This window comes from Flavobacterium galactosidilyticum (assembly GCF_020911945.1).
GTDB lineage: Bacteria > Bacteroidota > Bacteroidia > Flavobacteriales > Flavobacteriaceae > Flavobacterium > Flavobacterium galactosidilyticum.
Genome location: NZ_CP087135.1, coordinates 1,040,975 through 1,059,033 on the forward strand (window position 1 = coordinate 1,040,975; position 18,059 = coordinate 1,059,033).

The window sequence follows — 18,059 nt, forward strand, 5'->3', positions numbered from 1 at the left end:
CCTCGAATATGTTATTAGTAAAAATAATTTAAATTATGTTTGTGATAAATATATTTATATCATGGTTAATCTGGAATGGTACAGAACATTTAAGTCCGTTTACAAAAACGGAAATTTCTCACTGGCTGCTAAAGAGCTTTTTATTAGTCAACCTGCCGTGAGCCAGCAAATAGGAATGTTAGAGGCACATGTAGGTTATAAACTTTTCAATCGAAAATCTAAAGGAGTAGAACCAACGGAATATGCTAAGTTACTCAATAATTTAATCATTGAGGCTCTGGATCGTTTGGAAAATGTAGAAAATGGTTTTCGAGCCAAAGCATTCAATGCTAATAGATTAATTTCGGTAGGCATCTCAAAACATTTCATGATTAGTTTAGGGAGTGCTCTGTTATCGAAATTTGATTTTATCGATTTCAGCTTTCATGGAAACGACGCGCTTTTCGAATTAGTAGATTCTAAAAAACTAGATTTTGCTATTGTTACTAAACAATACGACACATTCGATACAATTCAAAGAAAGGTTGGAGTAATTAGACAAGTAATTGTTGGGTCGAATAGTATTGATGAATCAGAATTAAAAGCGAGTATTAAGAATCTGGATTTTGAAGCTACTGAAAACTGGTTAAATGAACAAAAATGGTTTAGCCACGATGCTGGAATTCCGCATGTGAAATTGTTTTGGTTACATGTTTTTAATAAAAAAAGGCCATCGATTGTTCCTAACTACATCATCCCTTCAGAATACGAAATGATAGAAATACTTTCTAGAAACTCTGGTGTTGCTGTAGTTTGGGATATTAATGCAAGGAATTTTATGGCAGATAAAAAAATACAGTTGTTATGGAATAGCAAAGAAATGCCAAGTACGGAAGTGTTTTTATTATCAGCAAAAAAGGAAACTTTAAGTGCCATTTTCGAAAAAATTGAAAAGGAATTAAAAAGTGCTTTGCAGTAATTATTTTTTATAGAAATTATTATGGTCAATATATTCCCACACTTTATTGGGTAATAATGGTTTTACATTTTTGCCGATTTTAATGTTTTCCCTAATAAAAGTAGATGATATTTCTACAATCGGAGCATGAATGATATGAATTTTTGGATGATTTTTGAATTCTAAATTCTCTTCCTCAGAGGATATTCTAGGATATACGTAGATTTCGTGATGCTCTAAAATTACTTCGTAATTTTTCCATTTATGAAGTGACTTTAGATTATCCTCTCCCATAATTAGCGAAAATTCATACTTGGGATATTTCTCCTGTAAATGAGTTAGAGTATTTATGGTATAGTTAGGTTGTGCTAACTTAAATTCTATATCCGAAGGTTTTATTTTTGGAAAATCTTCAGTCGCAAGATGTACCATTTGTAAGCGATGGGAATCATCTAATAGAGTGTTTTTTTTCTTCAAAGGATTGTGTGGCGTCACGACCATCCAAATTTGGTCTAAATCAGAATATTCAGCCATATGATTGGCAATGATAAGATGCCCAATGTGAATGGGGTTAAACGTTCCGAAATACAATCCTATTTTCATATTTATGAATAGTGTATAGTGAGTAGAGAATGCTTTATTCTCACTATTCGCTTTTTATTTGTTTACAAAATCCTTAACCAACTGATGCGCTTCTTCCAAAGCAACTTCCAAATCATAATTTTTGATCACAACATCAAATTGTGGCGCGGTAGCTAACTCAACAGAAGCTTTTGCAATCCGCATATTAATTTTGTCTTCACTTTCAGTAGAGCGTTTTTTTAAACGAATTTTCAACTCGTCGATACTTGGTGGTTTAACGAAAACCGCTAAAGTTTCTTTTGGAAATTTACTTTTGATTCTTAATCCGCCAGCTACATCAATATCAAAAATTACATTTTTTCCTTGCGCCCAGATGCGTTCTACTTCACTTTTTAATGTTCCGTAAAAATTATCGCGATATACTTCTTCCCATTCTAAAAAGTCATCATTTTTGATGTGCTTTTTGAACTCTTCTGTAGATATAAAGTAATAATCTTTCCCGTTTACCTCTTCGCCTCTTGAATCGCGTGATGCTGCCGAAATAGAAAATTCTAAATTCAAATCATCTTGTGCTAATAAATGCTTAACGATAGTCGTTTTTCCAGATCCAGATGGTGCTGAAAATACGATTAATTTTCCTCCTGTGCTCATTCCTGTGTTGTTTATGCTTTTCTAAGCGATTGTTGAAAATCGGATAGTTGTATGTTGTGATACTATGATTTTGTAAAAACGATTTTAATAAAAACAGACGCGATAAATCGCGTCTCTAAATGTTACAATACGTTTAAAACTTGTTCTTTTATTTTTTCCAATTCGTCTTTCATTTGAACGACTAATTTCTGCATTTGGGCATGATTTGATTTAGAGCCCATGGTGTTGATCTCACGACCCATTTCTTGAGTAATAAAACCTAATTTTCTACCATTAGCTTCGGTTCCGTTGATCGTCTCTAGGAAATAATCCAGATGATTGGTCAAACGTACTTTTTCTTCAGTGATGTCTAATTTTTCTAAATAATAAATCAATTCTTGTTCAAAACGATTTTCATCTACGTTTACTTTTAGTTCGGCAATAGCAGTTTGCAAACGGTCTTTAATCGCTTGAACACGTTCTGGATCAAGTGCTAAAGCATCGTTCATATATTGACGTATATTGCCAATTCGCAATTGAAATTCTTTTTCTAACGACATTCCTTCATCTCTTCTGAAAGTCAAAATGTTTTGTAGCGCTTCTTCGATAACGGTTTGAATTTGTATCCAGTCGTTTTCGTCTATTTCATCGCGTTCTACTTTCATAGTATCTGGCATGCGAATCGCCATTTTCATTAATTCAGTTTCATCAGCATCAGCATATACTTCTCGCAGCTGATTGATATATCCTTTTACGATTGGTACATTCACTTTTGTAGAAGTCTGTTCAGCAGTACTTTCGATAAAAATAGAAAAATCAACTTTTCCTCTTTCTAGTTTTAAAGCAATTTGGTTGCGTAAACCCAATTCCATTTCGCGGTAAAGCGAAGGCATTCTTACATTTAGATCTAAACCTTTACTGTTTAAAGATTTTACTTCTACTGTTATTTTTTTGGATGGTAATTGCAAAGTAGCTTTCCCAAAACCTGTCATCGATTGTATCATATAATTTTCTAAAAGAGGGCAAAGATAGTAAAAAGTGGTCAGTGCTCAGTTGTTAGTAGTCAGTTTGGGTATAGCAACTTGCTTTTATTGCTAAAAATAGCAAATTACTCAACACTCTTTTTCTGCGTTACTAAGTAAACTCCAATAAATATAAGCAATGCCGAAATAATCTTGACTACACTCAACTCATCTTTTCCTAAACCTATAGCAAAAATAGTCGCAAACAAAGGTTGTAGATAAATAAAAACCGCTACTGTTGTGGGTTTTAGTTCTTTCATTGAAAGCAAATTCAGTAGATAGGTCAAGAAAGTTGATATGACGACTACGAAAACTATTTTCCAAGAAATTGTAACAGGAATTGCAGACCAATTAACAGCGTCAAATTGGCTCCAGCCAAAAGGTAAAACCATAATAAAACCGAATAAATAAATCCATTTTACAAAGCTAAAAGCATTGTATTTATCCATTAATTTCTTGACGATAATCAGATAGAAGCCATAAGAAATAGCATTGACTAAAACTAGGAAATTTCCCAATCCAGCATTAGTAGCGCTGCCAATCGATTTTCCGTAAAGAATAAGAAAAGCAGTTCCAATTAATCCTAAAATGATTCCAAAAACCATTCTGCTCTTCATTCGTTCTTTCATTATAATTGCCGAAAGTGCTAGTACAATCATAGGCGTCGAAACCATAATTACGGCTGCCGAAATAGGTGAGGTAAGACTCAATCCTTTGAAAAAAGTAAGCATGATAAAAGCTACGCCAAAGAATGCTGCTGCTATAATTCGAGGAAAATCCTGGAGTGCAATTTTTTCTTTCGGCATAAAAAGCCAAACTAGCCAAAATAAAAGCACAGAGCCGCCAGCACGTAGCAAAATAAAACCGTACGCATCAATGTACAAGGGCATGACATCTTTGGCAATGGTAAACGTAACACCGTATATTATAGAAACAATTGTGGCGCCAATCAGTGCCAGATTTCTTTTACTCATCAGCTAAAGCAAGCATTACTTGGTGCATATTTTGTTGTGTGTTACCAATGTAGATTTTTTTATTGATAATGAAAACAGGACGACTCAAAAACGTGTAATGCTCCAGAATGTACTTTTTGTAATCATCTTCAGTCAACGACTTATTTTTTAAATCCATCGATTTGTACAACTGTGCTTTTTTGCTAAAAAGTGCTTCGTAACTTCCAGAAAGTTCGTGCATTTGCTCTAATTCGGTAACGGTAATGGGATCTTGTTTGATGTCACGAAACTTAAAATCATGATTTTTAGGTAATGATTTTATGATTTTTCTACAAGTGTCGCAAGAAGCGAGATAGTATATAATGTCCATAGTAAGGTAGTTTTCTTCGTGTAAAGGAAAATTATTTAATTCGGAAAATGTCTAGTTTTCTCTAAAAGTTCTAGGCCGGTGTCAAGTGATACGTATAATTTTTTTTTAGGAGCTATTCCCGCTATACATTTCCATTTCTGTCACGGTTAGGACATAGAGCGTATCGTTATTTAATCAGTAAAAATTCATTCACTTCTGTGTAAGGCAATAACAATTCCTTTGTTCCATCGGCATACGATGCTACTTCGTACGAGTTGTAGTAAAGAAGCAATCCATTGTCAGTAAAGAAAATATTTTGTGGTAAATGAAATTTTTCTTTCTCGAACATTAAACCAGTAGAGTTGATAGATTTTGGAGAAGGGATTTTATATTTAGCTCTGAATTTTTTTTCGGCGAAAGCCTTGAAAACTTCTCTATCTTTGAATAATTGATTGTTTGAAATTGACTTTCCAGTAGTGGGATTAAATAATAAGGAGCGCAAACCTTGATAGCCGTGTGCGCCGCCAGTGTAAGTGTAATGGTTGATTTCGATATTCAATACATTTTCAGATTGGTAAATTACGCTTGCTTTCACATCAGCTTCCCAACCAAATTTATCATTTGGAAAATCTTTCTGAAGTTTTTCGTAAGAATTGATAAATGAAGTCAATAATCCATTGTAATCTTTTGCAGTATATGGTTTCTCCCCAAAATAAATAATCTCTTTTAATACCGAAAATACTTTTTTATTAATACTATCAGCTACAACTGCGACACCATTTGCAACGGGTATTTTTACACTAATAGATGGACAATTCTCAGTACAAGGTAAAGTTGTTTTTTTTTGATAAGATTCGTCTTCAAAAACCAATTCGTTCGAACATTGTGCTACTGATAAAAGTAGTAGAGTGTAAATTATAAAGTATTTCATGTCAAAAATGTTAATTAAAAACAAAGGTACTTACTAGTTTCTTGGTTAGACAAAATTAAACGGTAAATTTGTAAAACATTTTTGCATAAAAATTCAAGATATGAAATTCAATACTAAAGTTATTCATGGTGGTCAACATCACGATCCAAGTACAGGAGCGGTTATGCCTCCCGTTTATCAAACATCAACATTTGTACAAACAAGTCCTGGACAACCTTTAAATCCAGATTATGAATATAGTAGAGCTGCAAATCCAACTAGGAGCGCGTTAGAAAATGCCCTAGCAAGTATAGAAAACGGCACAAGAGGCCTTGCCTTTTCTTCAGGATTAGCGGCTACTGATTGTGTTTTGCGTTCGTTCAAATCAGGTGATGAAATTATTGCTATGGATGATTTATATGGCGGAACATACAGAATGTTTACCCGTATCTATAAAGATTCTGGTGTCAAATTTCATTTTGTAGATATGAATGATCTGGATAAATTCAAGTCATTAATTAATGAAAATACCAAATTAGTTTGGGTAGAAACGCCTACTAATCCTTTAATGAAATTAGCAGATATTCAAGAAATTGCTAAAATTACAAAGGAAAATAAAATCCTTTTTGCAGTTGATAATACCTTCGCAACACCTTATTTACAAAAACCATTAGATCTAGGAGCTGATATCGTTATGCATTCGGCTACTAAATATTTAGGTGGACATTCTGATGTTATTGCTGGAGCTTTGATCGTAAAAGACGAAGCGCTTGGAGAACAATTGCATTTTCAGCAATTTGCAACTGGTGCTACATTAGGACCTATGGATAGTTTTTTAGTTTTAAGAGGAATTAAAACCTTGCATTTGCGTGTGGAAAGACATTGCGAAAATGGGGCTAAAGTGGTTGAGTTTCTAAACAATCATCCAAAAGTTAAAACCGTATATTATCCTGGATTACCAAGTCATCCGTACCATGAAATTGCAAAAAAACAAATGAGCGGTTTTGGTGGAATGGTCTCTTTTACTTTTGTTTCAGGCACAAAAGAAGAGGCTGTTAAGTTCCTTGAGAAACTTAAAGTATTCACTTTAGCAGAATCTTTAGGCGGAGTAGAATCATTAGCAAATCATCCTGCTTTGATGACACACGCATCAATTCCAGAAGATAAACGAAAAGAAGTTGGAATCACAGACGATCTGGTTCGATTAAGCGTGGGTATTGAAGATGCTACCGATTTAGTAGAAGATTTAAAACAAGCATTAGCTTAAAAATGAATCTCAAACAAATTAAAACCCCAATTCTACATTATTTAAGAATTGGGGTTTATTATTATTATAATTACGTACTAAATAGGCTATTGTAAATAATAGATATAGCCAACATTAAACCAAACTAACCAATCATTAGCTTTGTTTTCTTTGTATATATCTGGATTAGGATTTAAACCATCAACCCAGTTGGAAAAGAAATACTGAGCTCTTAAATCAATCATTAAATCGGATAATGGCGTGAGTTTATAACGAGTTCCTATACTAGAAACGACTGACCATACGGCGCCGCTTTCAGTTGAATAACCATGAAGACGACCCTCCGATGGGGTTAAATATTTTGGAAATGTCGTTAAGGAAGTACCTAATGGACCTAAAGTTGATGATGCCTTAGCATTATAGTAACTGAGCTGACCTCCAAGGCTTACAAATGGTGCTAAGCTACCTACAGTTACACTAAAATCACGAATGCTAAGAGGGAAAAATTCAAGCTGAACTCCTAGGTTTGTTACGGCAGTGCTTCCATGCATTGATCGTAACTGTATACCACCAAGAGTATTTTTTTCTGATTCAGGACCAAAATGATGTAATTCGGTTTTATTATATGATAGTTCTGATCTTAGTTTGAAATGGTCGTTAAAATAAGTATCTTGTGTGTAGCAATTACAATCAGCCTTATAGGAAAAGTTTAAGTAGTGAATAATTCCAATGCCAATTCCTGTATTTCCAGCGTTTGTTGAAAGGTCATAACGTTCTCCATAATCAGACTGAAATGCAATAGGGCCGGCAATAATTCCTACTTCATGGGAGAAACCACCGAATTGAGCGACTAAATTATTTGAAAACCCAATAAAAATTAGTGAAAAGAGTGTTAGTTTCTTGATCATTAGGTCTTAAAATTTTCAAATCAATACAAATATATAAAAACAACATTCATATAAAAATAAAATAAATTTAAAATAATTGCACAAGTTCGTATTTGGTTGCGAATTTATTAGTAAAAAGCTATAAAAATGTCTATTTGGAGTATAATTCTTTATGAATTCTTAATATAAAGATAATTCTAATGATATGATAAAAAAAAACGGAGTGTGAATATTTTATAAATGTATATTTGTTATCTATTACGAAATCGATTTCTTAATTTAAAATAGTATAGTCTATGTTACTAAAAATAAATGATTTTATGGCTCAAGTTGAAGCTAAGAATCCGAATGAACCTGAATTCATTCAAGCAGTTAGAGAATTTGCAGAAACTGTAATTCCCTTTATTGCAGAACAAAAAAAATACGACGGAAAAAATCTTTTGCTAAGAATAGTAGAGCCAGAACGTTCTATTATATTTCGTGTTCCATGGGTTGATGATAAAGGGGAGATCCAAGTAAATAGAGGTTTTAGAATACAAATGAACTCTGCAATTGGACCTTACAAAGGTGGAATTCGTTTTCATCATACAGTAAATTTATCGGTGCTTAAGTTTTTAGCATTTGAACAAGTGTTCAAGAATAGTTTGACTACTTTGCCTATGGGCGGAGGAAAAGGAGGATCTGACTTTGATCCACAAGGAAAATCTGATGGGGAAGTGATGCGTTTTTGTCAATCCTTTATGACTGAGTTGTGCAGACATATCGGCCCGCAATTAGATGTTCCTGCGGGAGACATTGGTGTTGGAGCAAGAGAAATTGGTTATTTATTTGGTCAATATAAAAGAATCAGAAATGAATTTACTGGTGTTTTAACTGGAAAAGGATTGGCTTATGGAGGTTCTTTGATTAGGCCTGAAGCTACTGGATATGGAGTGGTTTATTTTACAGAACAAATGTTACAAACTATTGGTCAAAGTATTAAAGGTAAAAGAGTTGCTATATCAGGATTTGGTAATGTAGCTTGGGGAGTTGCTTTGAAAGTAAACGATCTTGGCGGGAAAGTTGTTACGATTTCAGGACCTGATGGATACATTTATGATGAAGAAGGTATTTCAGGAGAGAAAATTGATTTCATGGTCGAGATGAGAGGTCGAGGAGATAATCGAGTGGAAGCCTATTTAGAAAGATATCCACATGCAGTTTTCCATAAAGGAAAAAGTGTTTGGGAAGTGAAGGTAGATGTTGCAATCCCTTGTGCTACTCAAAATGAGCTACATGAGGAAGATGCTAAAAAATTGATCGCTAATGGTGTTATCTGTGTTACTGAAGCAGCTAATATGCCAAGTACATTAGGCGCAATTAAAGAATTCCTAAACGCAAAAGTGCTTTTTGCGCCGGGTAAAGCTGCAAATGCAGGTGGTGTAGCAGCTTCAGGATTAGAGATGACTCAAAACTCTATTCGTTTGAACTGGACTAGTGAGGAAGTAGATACTAGATTAAAAGAAATAATGGTTGGTATCCATAATCAATGTAAAACATATGGCGCAGATGGTGAAGGCTATGTAAACTATGTAAAAGGAGCTAATATTGCCGGCTTTGTAAAAGTTGCTGATGCAATGCTTGCTCAAGGAGTGGTGTAAAATACTTGCTTTAAATTTTAAAATTAACCTTCTGTCATTTTTATGTCAGAAGGTTTTTTGATTAATAGAATGTTGTAGCAGAAATTTTTAATAGATGATTTTGAAAATTATTTTCTCCCGTAATGTTTTCCTGAGTAAGTATTGGAAAATGCGATTGAGAAGTAGTTTTTAAAAGAATTTAATTGCTTTTTTCCTCTTTTTTATTGTAAATATCGGCGCAGTCGATCGATGGTTTTTACGAAATTCTCAAATTACGCTGTTTGAATTGTTCTTTAAAATAAATTTGATAGCTGTTAATTAATGAATAGGGAATTCTTTTAGTAAAACAAAAATAAATTGTCATTTTTTTGATTGTAGCTTACCTTTGTAAATCTAAGAAATGATTTTTTTACAACGTTTATAATCCCTATTACCATGTCACAAAGTATCTCTGCTTTTATTGAGGAGGTTGCTAAAAACAACCCAAATGAGCCAGAATTCATGCAAGCTGTTGTTGAAGTTGCTGAAGCTGTAGTTCCTTTTATTGAAAATAATAAAAAGTACCAAAATAAAATGCTTTTAGAGCGGATGGTCGAGGCGGAACGTATTGTTATTTTCCGCGTACCATGGATTGATGACAGTGGAAAGACGCATGTGAATAGAGGATATCGCATTCAGATGAACTCAGCAATTGGGCCTTACAAGGGCGGAATTCGTTTTCATCCAACAGTAAATTTAAGTATTCTTAAATTTTTAGCTTTCGAACAAACCTTTAAAAATAGCTTGACTACTTTGCCAATGGGTGGAGGAAAAGGAGGATCAAATTTTGACCCAAAAGGAAAATCAGACATTGAAGTGATGCGTTTTTGCCAAAGCTTCATGAATGAATTGTGCAGGCATATAGGTCCTGATACAGATGTACCTGCAGGTGATATAGGAGTTGGTGCAAGGGAAGTAGGGTATATGTTTGGTCAATATAAAAAGATTAAAAATGAATTTACCGGAGTTTTAACTGGTAAAGGAATGTCTTTTGGAGGTTCATTAATCAGACCTCAGTCTACCGGCTATGGTACAGTTTATTTTGCACAAAGTATGCTAGCTACAAAGGGTGATGATTTTACTGGTAAAATAGTTGTGATTTCAGGTTCTGGAAATGTAGCACAATATGCAACCGAGAAAGTAAATGAATTAGGCGGTAAAGTGGTAGCACTTTCTGATTCCTTAGGTTATGTTTATGACGAAGATGGATTTGATGCTGAAAAATTAGCTCACGTTATGGAACTAAAAAATGAATTGAGAGGCACTATTCAGGATTATGTAACTAAATATCCTAATGCTAAATATATTATAGGAGCTCGTCCTTGGGGAGTGAAGTGCGACATCGCTTTGCCTTGTGCAACCCAAAATGAGTTGGACGAGGAGGATGCAAAAACGTTAGTAGCTAACGGATGTATTTGTGTTTCTGAAGGTGCTAATATGCCTTCAACTCCAGCAGCAGTTGATGTTTTTCAAAAAGCAAAAATATTATACGCCCCAGGAAAAGCGTCAAATGCAGGAGGAGTAACAACTTCAGGTCTTGAAATGTCTCAAAACTCATTGCGTTTAAAATGGTCTTCTGGTAAAGTAGATGATAGATTAAAAGAAATTATGGCTGATATTCACAGTTCATGTGTGAAATATGGCGCTGATGAATCAGGTCATATTGATTATGTGAAAGGAGCAAATATTGCCGGATTTGTTAAAGTGGCTGATGCTATGCTAGCTCAAGGCGTAGTATAAAACAAAAATATTTTAATTAAAAAATGCCTTCCACCACTGTTATTTTGGTAGGAGGCTTTTTTTTTAGGTAACAAATCGCAAACACTTTCGTTTGTTCTATATTTGTAAAACACTATTTGTTCAAATAATGAAAAATAATTGTCTCTATTTTTTACTTCTACTTTTTGTGCAATTCGCGTTTGCACAAAATAAATTTTCATGGCAGGGCTATTTTTCTTACAATGAAATTAAAGCGGTTTCAGAATCTATAAATACACTTTTTGCGGCATCTGAAAATGCCTTATTCTCAAAGAATGCAATTACAAACGAGATTAAAACAACCAATACAATTGATGGGCTTTCAGGACAAACTATTTCAGCAGTTTATCATAGTGTAAAATTTAATAAAACACTAGTAGGCTACGAAAATGGATTGATAATAGTGATTAATGAAGCAGATGGGAAAATGCTGAACGTTGTTGATATCATTAACAAACAGCTTCCCTCTGAATTAAAAAGAGTAAATCACTTCATGGAGTTTGACGGTATTGCATACGTTTCGTGTGACTTTGGTATCGTTCAATTTAATTTGGCTACCATGCAATTTGGAGACACCTATTTTATTGGTGATAACGGTGCAGAAATAAACGTGAAGCAAACTGCAGTGTTCAACGGATCTATCTATGCCGCTACAAATACTGGAATACGAAGAGCTGTAATAACTAACCCAAATTTAATTGATTTCAATCAATGGACAACAATAGATGGTAATTGGTCCAGCGTAATGGCTTTTGGGACTGATTTATATGCGATTAATACTGCTGGAAATATCCATAAATTTAATTCGGGTTCTAACTCCTTTACGGGAATTATTCCGCTCTCACAACCGGCATTAGATAGTAGAGCAACAGTAGATTATTTGATAGTAACCACTTCCAGTAGCATTTATATTTACAATACTCAAATGGCCTTAGTGGGGCCAATAAATGCAACCCAATTTCCAGAAAGCAACCTAGGTTTTACCTGCGCCACAATAATTGGAGATACTGTCTTTATTGGAACAGAAAAAGACGGAATGATTACAATTTCGCTTTCTGCAATGACACAATTCGAAAACATTACGCCTATTGGGCCTTTAAGGAATAATGTGTTTTCAATTACAGCTTCATCTAAAGCGCTGTGGGCAGTTTACGGATTGTATCCTGAAAATTATAATCCGTATGAATCACCTCAGAGCGAGCCTAGTTCGTACGGGATTTCAAAGTTAGACTATACAACATGGTGGAATATCCCGGCCTCAAAAGTATTAGGAGCAAGAGCCTTATCTAATATAGCTATCAATCCTAAAAATAATGATGAAGTGTATGTCTCCTCATATTTTTCTGGATTGTTGAAATTAGAAAATGATGTGGCCACAAAATTATTGACACCTGTAAATACGGCACCTAATGGTTTGGAACACGAGCAAAAAGAAGGAAATAGTAATGATATTCGTGTCAATAATGTAATTTTTGATAAAGATGGAAATTTATGGTTGACTAATAATCTTGTTGAAAAAGCGCTAAAAGTTTTAAGGACAAACGGACAATGGCAAAGCATTTCCTTAGCATCAGTTCTACCTGAGTTAACTGCTTTTGGTGGTTTGGAAATAGATAGTTATAATACAAAATGGGTAGCTTCGAGAAAAGGTGTTGTTGGTTACAATGAAAAAGGCGGTGTGCTAAAAGTGATTACTGAAGGAAGTGATAAAGGGAATTTGCCTTCTCCTGACGTGCGTTCTATTGCAGTAGATAATAAAAACCAACTCTGGATTGGCACCAATAAAGGATTACGGGTTTTATCAAACGTGGGTAATTATCAAACGGAGGGTCAAATGACTGCTAATCCAATTATTATTTTGGATGATAATTTAGCGCAAGAACTGCTATATGAACAATTTATTACGGATATTGCAGTAGATGGTGCTAATAACAAATGGATTGGTACAGCTGATTCAGGTTTGTTTTTAGTGTCACCAAATGGTCAGGAAACTAAGTATCATTTTACAATAAGCAACTCACCATTGCCCAGTAATACTATAAATGACATTGATATTAATAGCGCAACAGGAGAGGTTTTTATTGCTACTAATAAAGGTTTAATTTCTTTTAAAGGAGCTGCTACATCAGCCAACGAAGATTTAAATAACGCTTATGTGTACCCAAATCCAGTTCGTCCAGAATATCAGGGAACAGTAAAAATTGCAGGTCTAGTTGATAATGCTACTATAAAAATCACGGATATTGGTGGAAATCTGGTTTATGAAACTACGTCGCAAGGCGGAACGATAGAGTGGGATACAACCGCTTTTGGTAAATATAAAGTAGCTTCTGGTGTTTATATGATTTTTATCTCTGCAGAGGATGGAGTAGAAACTAAAGTTAAAAAAGTTATGATAATCCGCTAAAAAATTTCAAATCCTAAAAAGTGCAAGTTAAAACCAAAGCCATCGTTCTTTCGTCCTTAAAATTCCAAGAAAAAAGCTTGATTGTGAAATGCTTTACTCAATCACATGGCCTGAAGTCTTACTTTGTTCGGGATGCATTTTCTTCTAGGAAATCCAATCAGAAAATCGCCTATTTTCAACCGATGACGGTTTTAGATATTGAAGCGGTTCACAAGAATAAAGGTACTTTAGAAAACTTCAAAGAGATAAAAATTGCTTCGCCTTTTCATTCCATACATTCGGATATTTATAAAAGTACTATTGTGATGTTTATTTCTGAAATCTTACATCATTCCATTCACGAAGAAGAAAAAAACGAACACTTGTTTACTTTTTTAGAAACTGCTTTAGAATGGTTAGATAACCACGATGAAGTTGCTAATTTCCATTTGATTTTAATGTTGGAAGCTACAAAATATTTAGGTTTTTATCCTGATATTTCTGACATGGATATGCCTTTTTTCGAAATGACCGAAGGTGTTTTTACGCCTTTTCATGCCATAAGTTCTCTCACAGAACACGAAACAAATTTGTTCAAAAAACTGGTTGATTTGAAATTTGATAATGACCAGAAAGTGTTTCATGTTCTCGAAAGACAAATTGTTTTAAAAATTCTAATTGACTACTACAGTTTTCATCTCGATGGTTTCAAAAAACCAAAATCATTGGATGTTTTAAAAGAGGTCTTTTCGTAGAGATCCATATATTAATAGAAAAAACTAAAGAGTTTTAGATTTGCTTTATTCTATGTAGCTATTTTTACTTTAATTTCTTTGTTTTATTCAAAATTCCTTACTTTCGCACCACGATTTAAGAAAAGGATAAAATGAGCACAAAATTTACTGAATACAAAGGACTTGACTTACCAACTGTGGCGTCAGAAGTACTAGATTTTTGGAAGAAAGAAAACATATTTGAGAAGAGTGTAACTACTCGTGAAGGAAACCAACCGTTTGTGTTTTTTGAAGGACCGCCGTCGGCAAATGGACTACCGGGAATTCACCACGTAATGGCTCGTGCTATTAAAGACATTTTCTGTAGATATAAAACTCAAAATGGATTCCAGGTAAAGCGTAAAGCGGGTTGGGATACCCATGGACTGCCTGTAGAACTAGGTACCGAAAAGGAATTAGGAATTACTAAAGAAGATATTGGAAAAACCATTTCTATCGAAGAATATAACGAAGCGTGTAAAAAAACCGTAATGCGTTATACCGATGTATGGAATGATTTGACTGAAAAAATGGGGTATTGGGTTGATATGGAAGATCCATATGTGACTTATAAATCCAAGTACATGGAAACTGTTTGGTGGATTTTGAAACAAATCTACAATAAGGATCTGATGTATAAAGGCTATACTATTCAGCCTTATTCTCCTAAAGCCGGAACGGGATTGTCTTCGCATGAAGTGAATCAACCTGGAAGTTATAGAGACGTGACTGATACGACAGTTGTGGCTCAATTTAAAGCATTGAACGATTCTTTGCCAAGTTTTCTACAAGGCTTTGGAGACATTCATATTTTGGCTTGGACAACAACTCCTTGGACATTACCTTCAAATACAGCTTTGACCGTAGGTCCGAAAATTGACTATGTTTTAGTAAAAACATTCAATCAATATACTTTTTTGCCAAGCAATGTAATTTTGGCTAAGAGCTTAGTTGGAAAACAATTTGGTAAAGGTTTCTTCGAAAGTACAGATGTTGCTGATTTTGAAAACTTCAAAGAGGGTGATAAAAAAATACCATTCCAAATTATTGCTGAAGCAAAAGGAGCTGATTTAGTTGGAATCAAATACGAGCAATTGTTGCCATTTGCATTGCCATATGAAAATCCTGAAAATGCTTTTAGAGTAATTTCAGGAGATTTTGTAACTACTGAAGATGGAACAGGAATTGTACATACTGCGCCAACATTTGGTGCTGATGATGCTAAAGTTGCTAAAGAGGCAACTCCTGAAGTGCCACCGATGTTAGTTTTAGACGAAAATGGAATGCCAGTTCCTTTAGTCGATTTACAAGGGAAATTTACTTCGCACATGGGTGAATATGCCGGTAAATATGTAAAAAACGAATATTATGACGATGGTGAAGCTCCAGAGCGCTCGATAGATGTAGAACTTGCTATTCGATTAAAAGAAGAAAATAAAGCTTTTAAAGTAGAGAAATATGTCCACAGTTATCCGCACTGTTGGAGAACAGACAAACCTATTTTATATTATCCTCTAGACTCTTGGTTTATAAAAATCACTGAAGTTAGAGATCGTATGTTTGACTTGAATGAAACTATTAACTGGAAGCCAAAAGCTACTGGAGAAGGACGTTTTGGAAATTGGTTAAAAAACGCCAATGACTGGAATCTATCGCGTTCTAGATATTGGGGAATTCCATTGCCAATTTGGCGAACAGACGAAGGAACAGAAGAAATTCTGATTGGTTCTGTTGAAGAATTATATAACGAAATTGAAAAATCGATCGCTGCAGGTTTCCAAAAAGAAAATCCTTTTAAAGGTTTCGAAATTGGGAATATGGCAGAATCAAATTATGACTTGATTGATTTGCATAAAAATGTAGTTGATGAAATCACCTTAGTTTCTGCTTCTGGAAAACCAATGAAGCGCGAAGCTGATTTGATCGACGTTTGGTTTGATTCAGGCTCAATGCCATATGCACAATGGCATTATCCTTTCGAAAACAAAGATAAAATTGACCAAAATAAAGATTTCCCAGCTGATTTTATTGCAGAGGGCGTTGATCAAACTCGTGGTTGGTTCTATACATTGCATGCTATTGGTACTTTAGTTTTTGATAAAGTAGCGTATAAAAATGTAGTTTCGAATGGTTTAGTTCTAGATAAAAACGGACAAAAAATGTCCAAACGTCTTGGAAACGCCGCTGACCCTTTTGAAACATTAAAAGAGTATGGACCTGATGCTACGCGTTGGTACATGATTTCTAATGCAAATCCTTGGGATAACTTAAAGTTTGACTTGGAAGGAATTGCTGAGGTTCGCAGAAAATTCTTTGGAACATTATACAACACTTATTCTTTCTTTAGTTTGTATGCTAATATTGATGGTTTTAAATATCAAGAAGCAGAAATTCCGTTAAATGAAAGACCAGAAATTGACCAATGGATTATTTCTGAACTGAATACGTTGATAAAAGATGTCGATGGTTTTTATGCGGACTATGAGCCTACAAAAGCAGCTCGTGCTATTTCTGATTTTGTACAGGAAAACTTAAGCAACTGGTACGTTCGTCTATGTCGTCGTCGTTTCTGGAAAGGCGATTATGCGCAAGATAAAATTGCAGCTTATCAAACTTTATACACTTGTTTATTGACCATTAGTAAGCTTGGAGCGCCTATAGCACCATTCTTCATGGACAAGCTTTATAGAGACTTAACATTGGCAACGCAGTCAGAGCAATTTGATAGTGTACATTTGGCTGAATTCCCTAAATACGTTGACAACTTTGTTGATAAATCGTTAGAGAGCAAAATGCAGAAAGCACAGACCATATCTTCACTAGTTTTATCACTTAGAAAAAAGGAAATGATCAAGGTGCGTCAACCTTTGCAAAAGGTAATGATACCGGTGCTTGACGAGAGACAGAAGGCTGAAATTGAGGCTGTTTCTGAGCTGATAAAAGCGGAGGTAAACGTGAAAGAAATTGTGCTTTTAGATGATGCCTCAGGTGTTTTGGTTAAGCAAATTAAACCTAATTTTAAAGCGCTAGGACCGCGCTTTGGCAAGGATATGGGCTTGGTTTCTAAGGAGATACAAGGCTTGTCGAAAGAAGAAATTAGTCAGTTTGATAAGGTAGGAAGCTTAGAGATTGTTATTGCAGGAAATACCGTAACTTTAACTTTAGAAGATGTAGAAATTTCCTCGCAAGATATTGAGGGTTGGTTAGTGGCAAATGCTAATGGAATCACCGTTGCACTTGACATTACAATATCTGATGAGCTGAAACAAGAAGGCATCGCAAGAGAATTAGTAAACAGGATTCAGAATATCCGTAAAGATTCTGGATTTGAAGTTACAGATAAAATTAAAGTTGAATTGAAGAGAGATGGTGTTTTAGAAATGGCTATTCTTAAAAATGAAGAATATATTAAATCTGAAACATTAACAAGCGATTTGGTTTTTGTGGATGAAATAGAAAACGGTACAGAAATTGAGTTTGACGAAATAAAAACAATGATATTAATTACAAAATAATACGAAAATGGCAGACGAAACAGCAAGATACTCTGATGCAGAATTAGCAGAGTTCAAAGAGATTATCCTGAACAAGATGCAGAAAGCACAATCTGATTTAGATTTGATCAAAAGTGCTTACATGAATGACTTGAACAACGGGACTGATGACACTTCGCCTACATTTAAAGCTTTTGAAGAAGGAAGCGAAACAATGTCTAAAGAAGCAAATTCACAATTAGCTATTCGTCAAGAAAAGTTTATTCGTGACTTGAAAAATGCACTATTCCGTGTTGAGAACAGAACATACGGTGTTTGTAAGGTTACAGGTAAATTGATTGGTAAAGAGAGACTAAAAATCGTTCCTCATGCAACAATGAGTATAGAAGCAAAGAACTTACAACGATAAGAAAGTAACAATTTCAATATTAAATTCCAAATTCCAATAATTAACTAAAAATTATTGAAATTTGG

15 protein-coding genes are annotated in these 18,059 nt (G+C 34.4%); 8 read left to right on the forward strand and 7 right to left on the reverse strand.

Going from position 1 to position 18,059, the window contains the following annotated elements:
* The first annotated feature begins 61 nt into the window (after nucleotides 1-61).
* Nucleotides 62-958, forward strand: a complete 897-nt coding sequence (locus tag LNP27_RS04565; protein ID WP_229943351.1) for a LysR family transcriptional regulator — start codon at nucleotides 62-64, stop codon at nucleotides 956-958.
* On the opposite strand, the gene nadD is transcribed toward LNP27_RS04565, so the two are convergent.
* The 6 genes from nadD to LNP27_RS04595 all read right to left on the reverse strand — a co-directional run bounded on the left by nadD (nucleotide 959) and on the right by LNP27_RS04595 (nucleotide 5,404).
* The gene (gene nadD / locus LNP27_RS04570; protein ID WP_229943352.1) at nucleotides 959-1,540 is read right to left on the reverse strand and encodes a nicotinate (nicotinamide) nucleotide adenylyltransferase; all 582 of its coding nucleotides are present in this window, start codon (nucleotides 1,538-1,540) and stop codon (nucleotides 959-961) included.
* A 54-nt stretch (nucleotides 1,541-1,594) separates the two neighbouring features.
* Nucleotides 1,595-2,170, reverse strand: a complete 576-nt coding sequence (gene gmk / locus LNP27_RS04575; protein WP_229943353.1) for a guanylate kinase — start codon at nucleotides 2,168-2,170, stop codon at nucleotides 1,595-1,597.
* 122 nt (nucleotides 2,171-2,292) lie between these two features.
* Nucleotides 2,293-3,153: a YicC/YloC family endoribonuclease gene (locus LNP27_RS04580; RefSeq protein WP_229943354.1), complete on the reverse strand. Its 861-nt coding sequence runs from the start codon at nucleotides 3,151-3,153 to the stop codon at nucleotides 2,293-2,295.
* A gap of 104 nt (nucleotides 3,154-3,257) precedes the next feature.
* Nucleotides 3,258-4,145, reverse strand: coding sequence for a DMT family transporter (locus LNP27_RS04585; protein ID WP_229943355.1), 888 nt, complete (start codon nucleotides 4,143-4,145; stop codon nucleotides 3,258-3,260).
* Nucleotides 4,138-4,494, reverse strand: a complete 357-nt coding sequence (locus LNP27_RS04590) for an arsenate reductase family protein (RefSeq protein ID WP_229943356.1) — start codon at nucleotides 4,492-4,494, stop codon at nucleotides 4,138-4,140. The genes LNP27_RS04585 and LNP27_RS04590 overlap by 8 nt, the downstream gene beginning before the upstream one ends.
* Before the next feature lie 166 nt (nucleotides 4,495-4,660).
* Nucleotides 4,661-5,404: a DUF3298 and DUF4163 domain-containing protein gene (locus tag LNP27_RS04595; protein ID WP_229943357.1), complete on the reverse strand. Its 744-nt coding sequence runs from the start codon at nucleotides 5,402-5,404 to the stop codon at nucleotides 4,661-4,663.
* Between the two features lie 100 nt (nucleotides 5,405-5,504).
* Between LNP27_RS04595 and LNP27_RS04600 the strand changes: the two genes are divergently transcribed.
* Nucleotides 5,505-6,650 carry a cystathionine gamma-synthase gene (locus LNP27_RS04600; protein ID WP_229943358.1) on the forward strand — a complete coding sequence of 382 codons (1,146 nt, stop codon included), beginning with the start codon at nucleotides 5,505-5,507 and terminating at the stop codon, nucleotides 6,648-6,650.
* Nucleotides 6,651-6,736: 86 nt separating this feature from the next.
* Here the strand turns inward: LNP27_RS04600 and LNP27_RS04605 are convergent, their stop codons facing one another.
* A complete protein-coding gene (locus LNP27_RS04605; protein ID WP_229943359.1) occupies nucleotides 6,737-7,537 on the reverse strand; it encodes a THC0290_0291 family protein in 801 nt (266 codons plus the stop codon).
* A 275-nt stretch (nucleotides 7,538-7,812) separates the two neighbouring features.
* Here LNP27_RS04605 and gdhA (LNP27_RS04610) point away from each other — a divergent pair, with 275 nt between their 5' ends.
* The 6 genes from gdhA (LNP27_RS04610) (at nucleotide 7,813) to LNP27_RS04635 (ending at nucleotide 17,994) form a co-directional block, all read left to right on the forward strand.
* Nucleotides 7,813-9,156, forward strand: coding sequence for an NADP-specific glutamate dehydrogenase (gene gdhA, locus LNP27_RS04610; protein WP_229943360.1), 1,344 nt, complete (start codon nucleotides 7,813-7,815; stop codon nucleotides 9,154-9,156).
* Nucleotides 9,157-9,570: 414 nt separating this feature from the next.
* Nucleotides 9,571-10,914, forward strand: coding sequence for an NADP-specific glutamate dehydrogenase (gene gdhA / locus LNP27_RS04615; protein WP_229943361.1), 1,344 nt, complete (start codon nucleotides 9,571-9,573; stop codon nucleotides 10,912-10,914).
* 127 nt (nucleotides 10,915-11,041) lie between these two features.
* Nucleotides 11,042-13,339, forward strand: coding sequence for a type IX secretion system anionic LPS delivery protein PorZ (gene porZ / locus LNP27_RS04620; RefSeq protein ID WP_229943362.1), 2,298 nt, complete (start codon nucleotides 11,042-11,044; stop codon nucleotides 13,337-13,339).
* Between the two features lie 20 nt (nucleotides 13,340-13,359).
* Nucleotides 13,360-14,073, forward strand: a complete 714-nt coding sequence (gene recO / locus LNP27_RS04625) for a DNA repair protein RecO (RefSeq protein WP_229943363.1) — start codon at nucleotides 13,360-13,362, stop codon at nucleotides 14,071-14,073.
* 131 nt (nucleotides 14,074-14,204) lie between these two features.
* Complete coding sequence (gene ileS / locus LNP27_RS04630; RefSeq protein WP_229943364.1) at nucleotides 14,205-17,606, forward strand: isoleucine--tRNA ligase; 3,402 nt, start codon at nucleotides 14,205-14,207, stop codon at nucleotides 17,604-17,606.
* A 7-nt stretch (nucleotides 17,607-17,613) separates the two neighbouring features.
* Nucleotides 17,614-17,994 (forward strand): TraR/DksA family transcriptional regulator, encoded by a 381-nt coding sequence (locus LNP27_RS04635; protein ID WP_229943365.1) that lies wholly within the window; start codon nucleotides 17,614-17,616, stop codon nucleotides 17,992-17,994.
* Nucleotides 17,995-18,059: the final 65 nt, after the last annotated feature.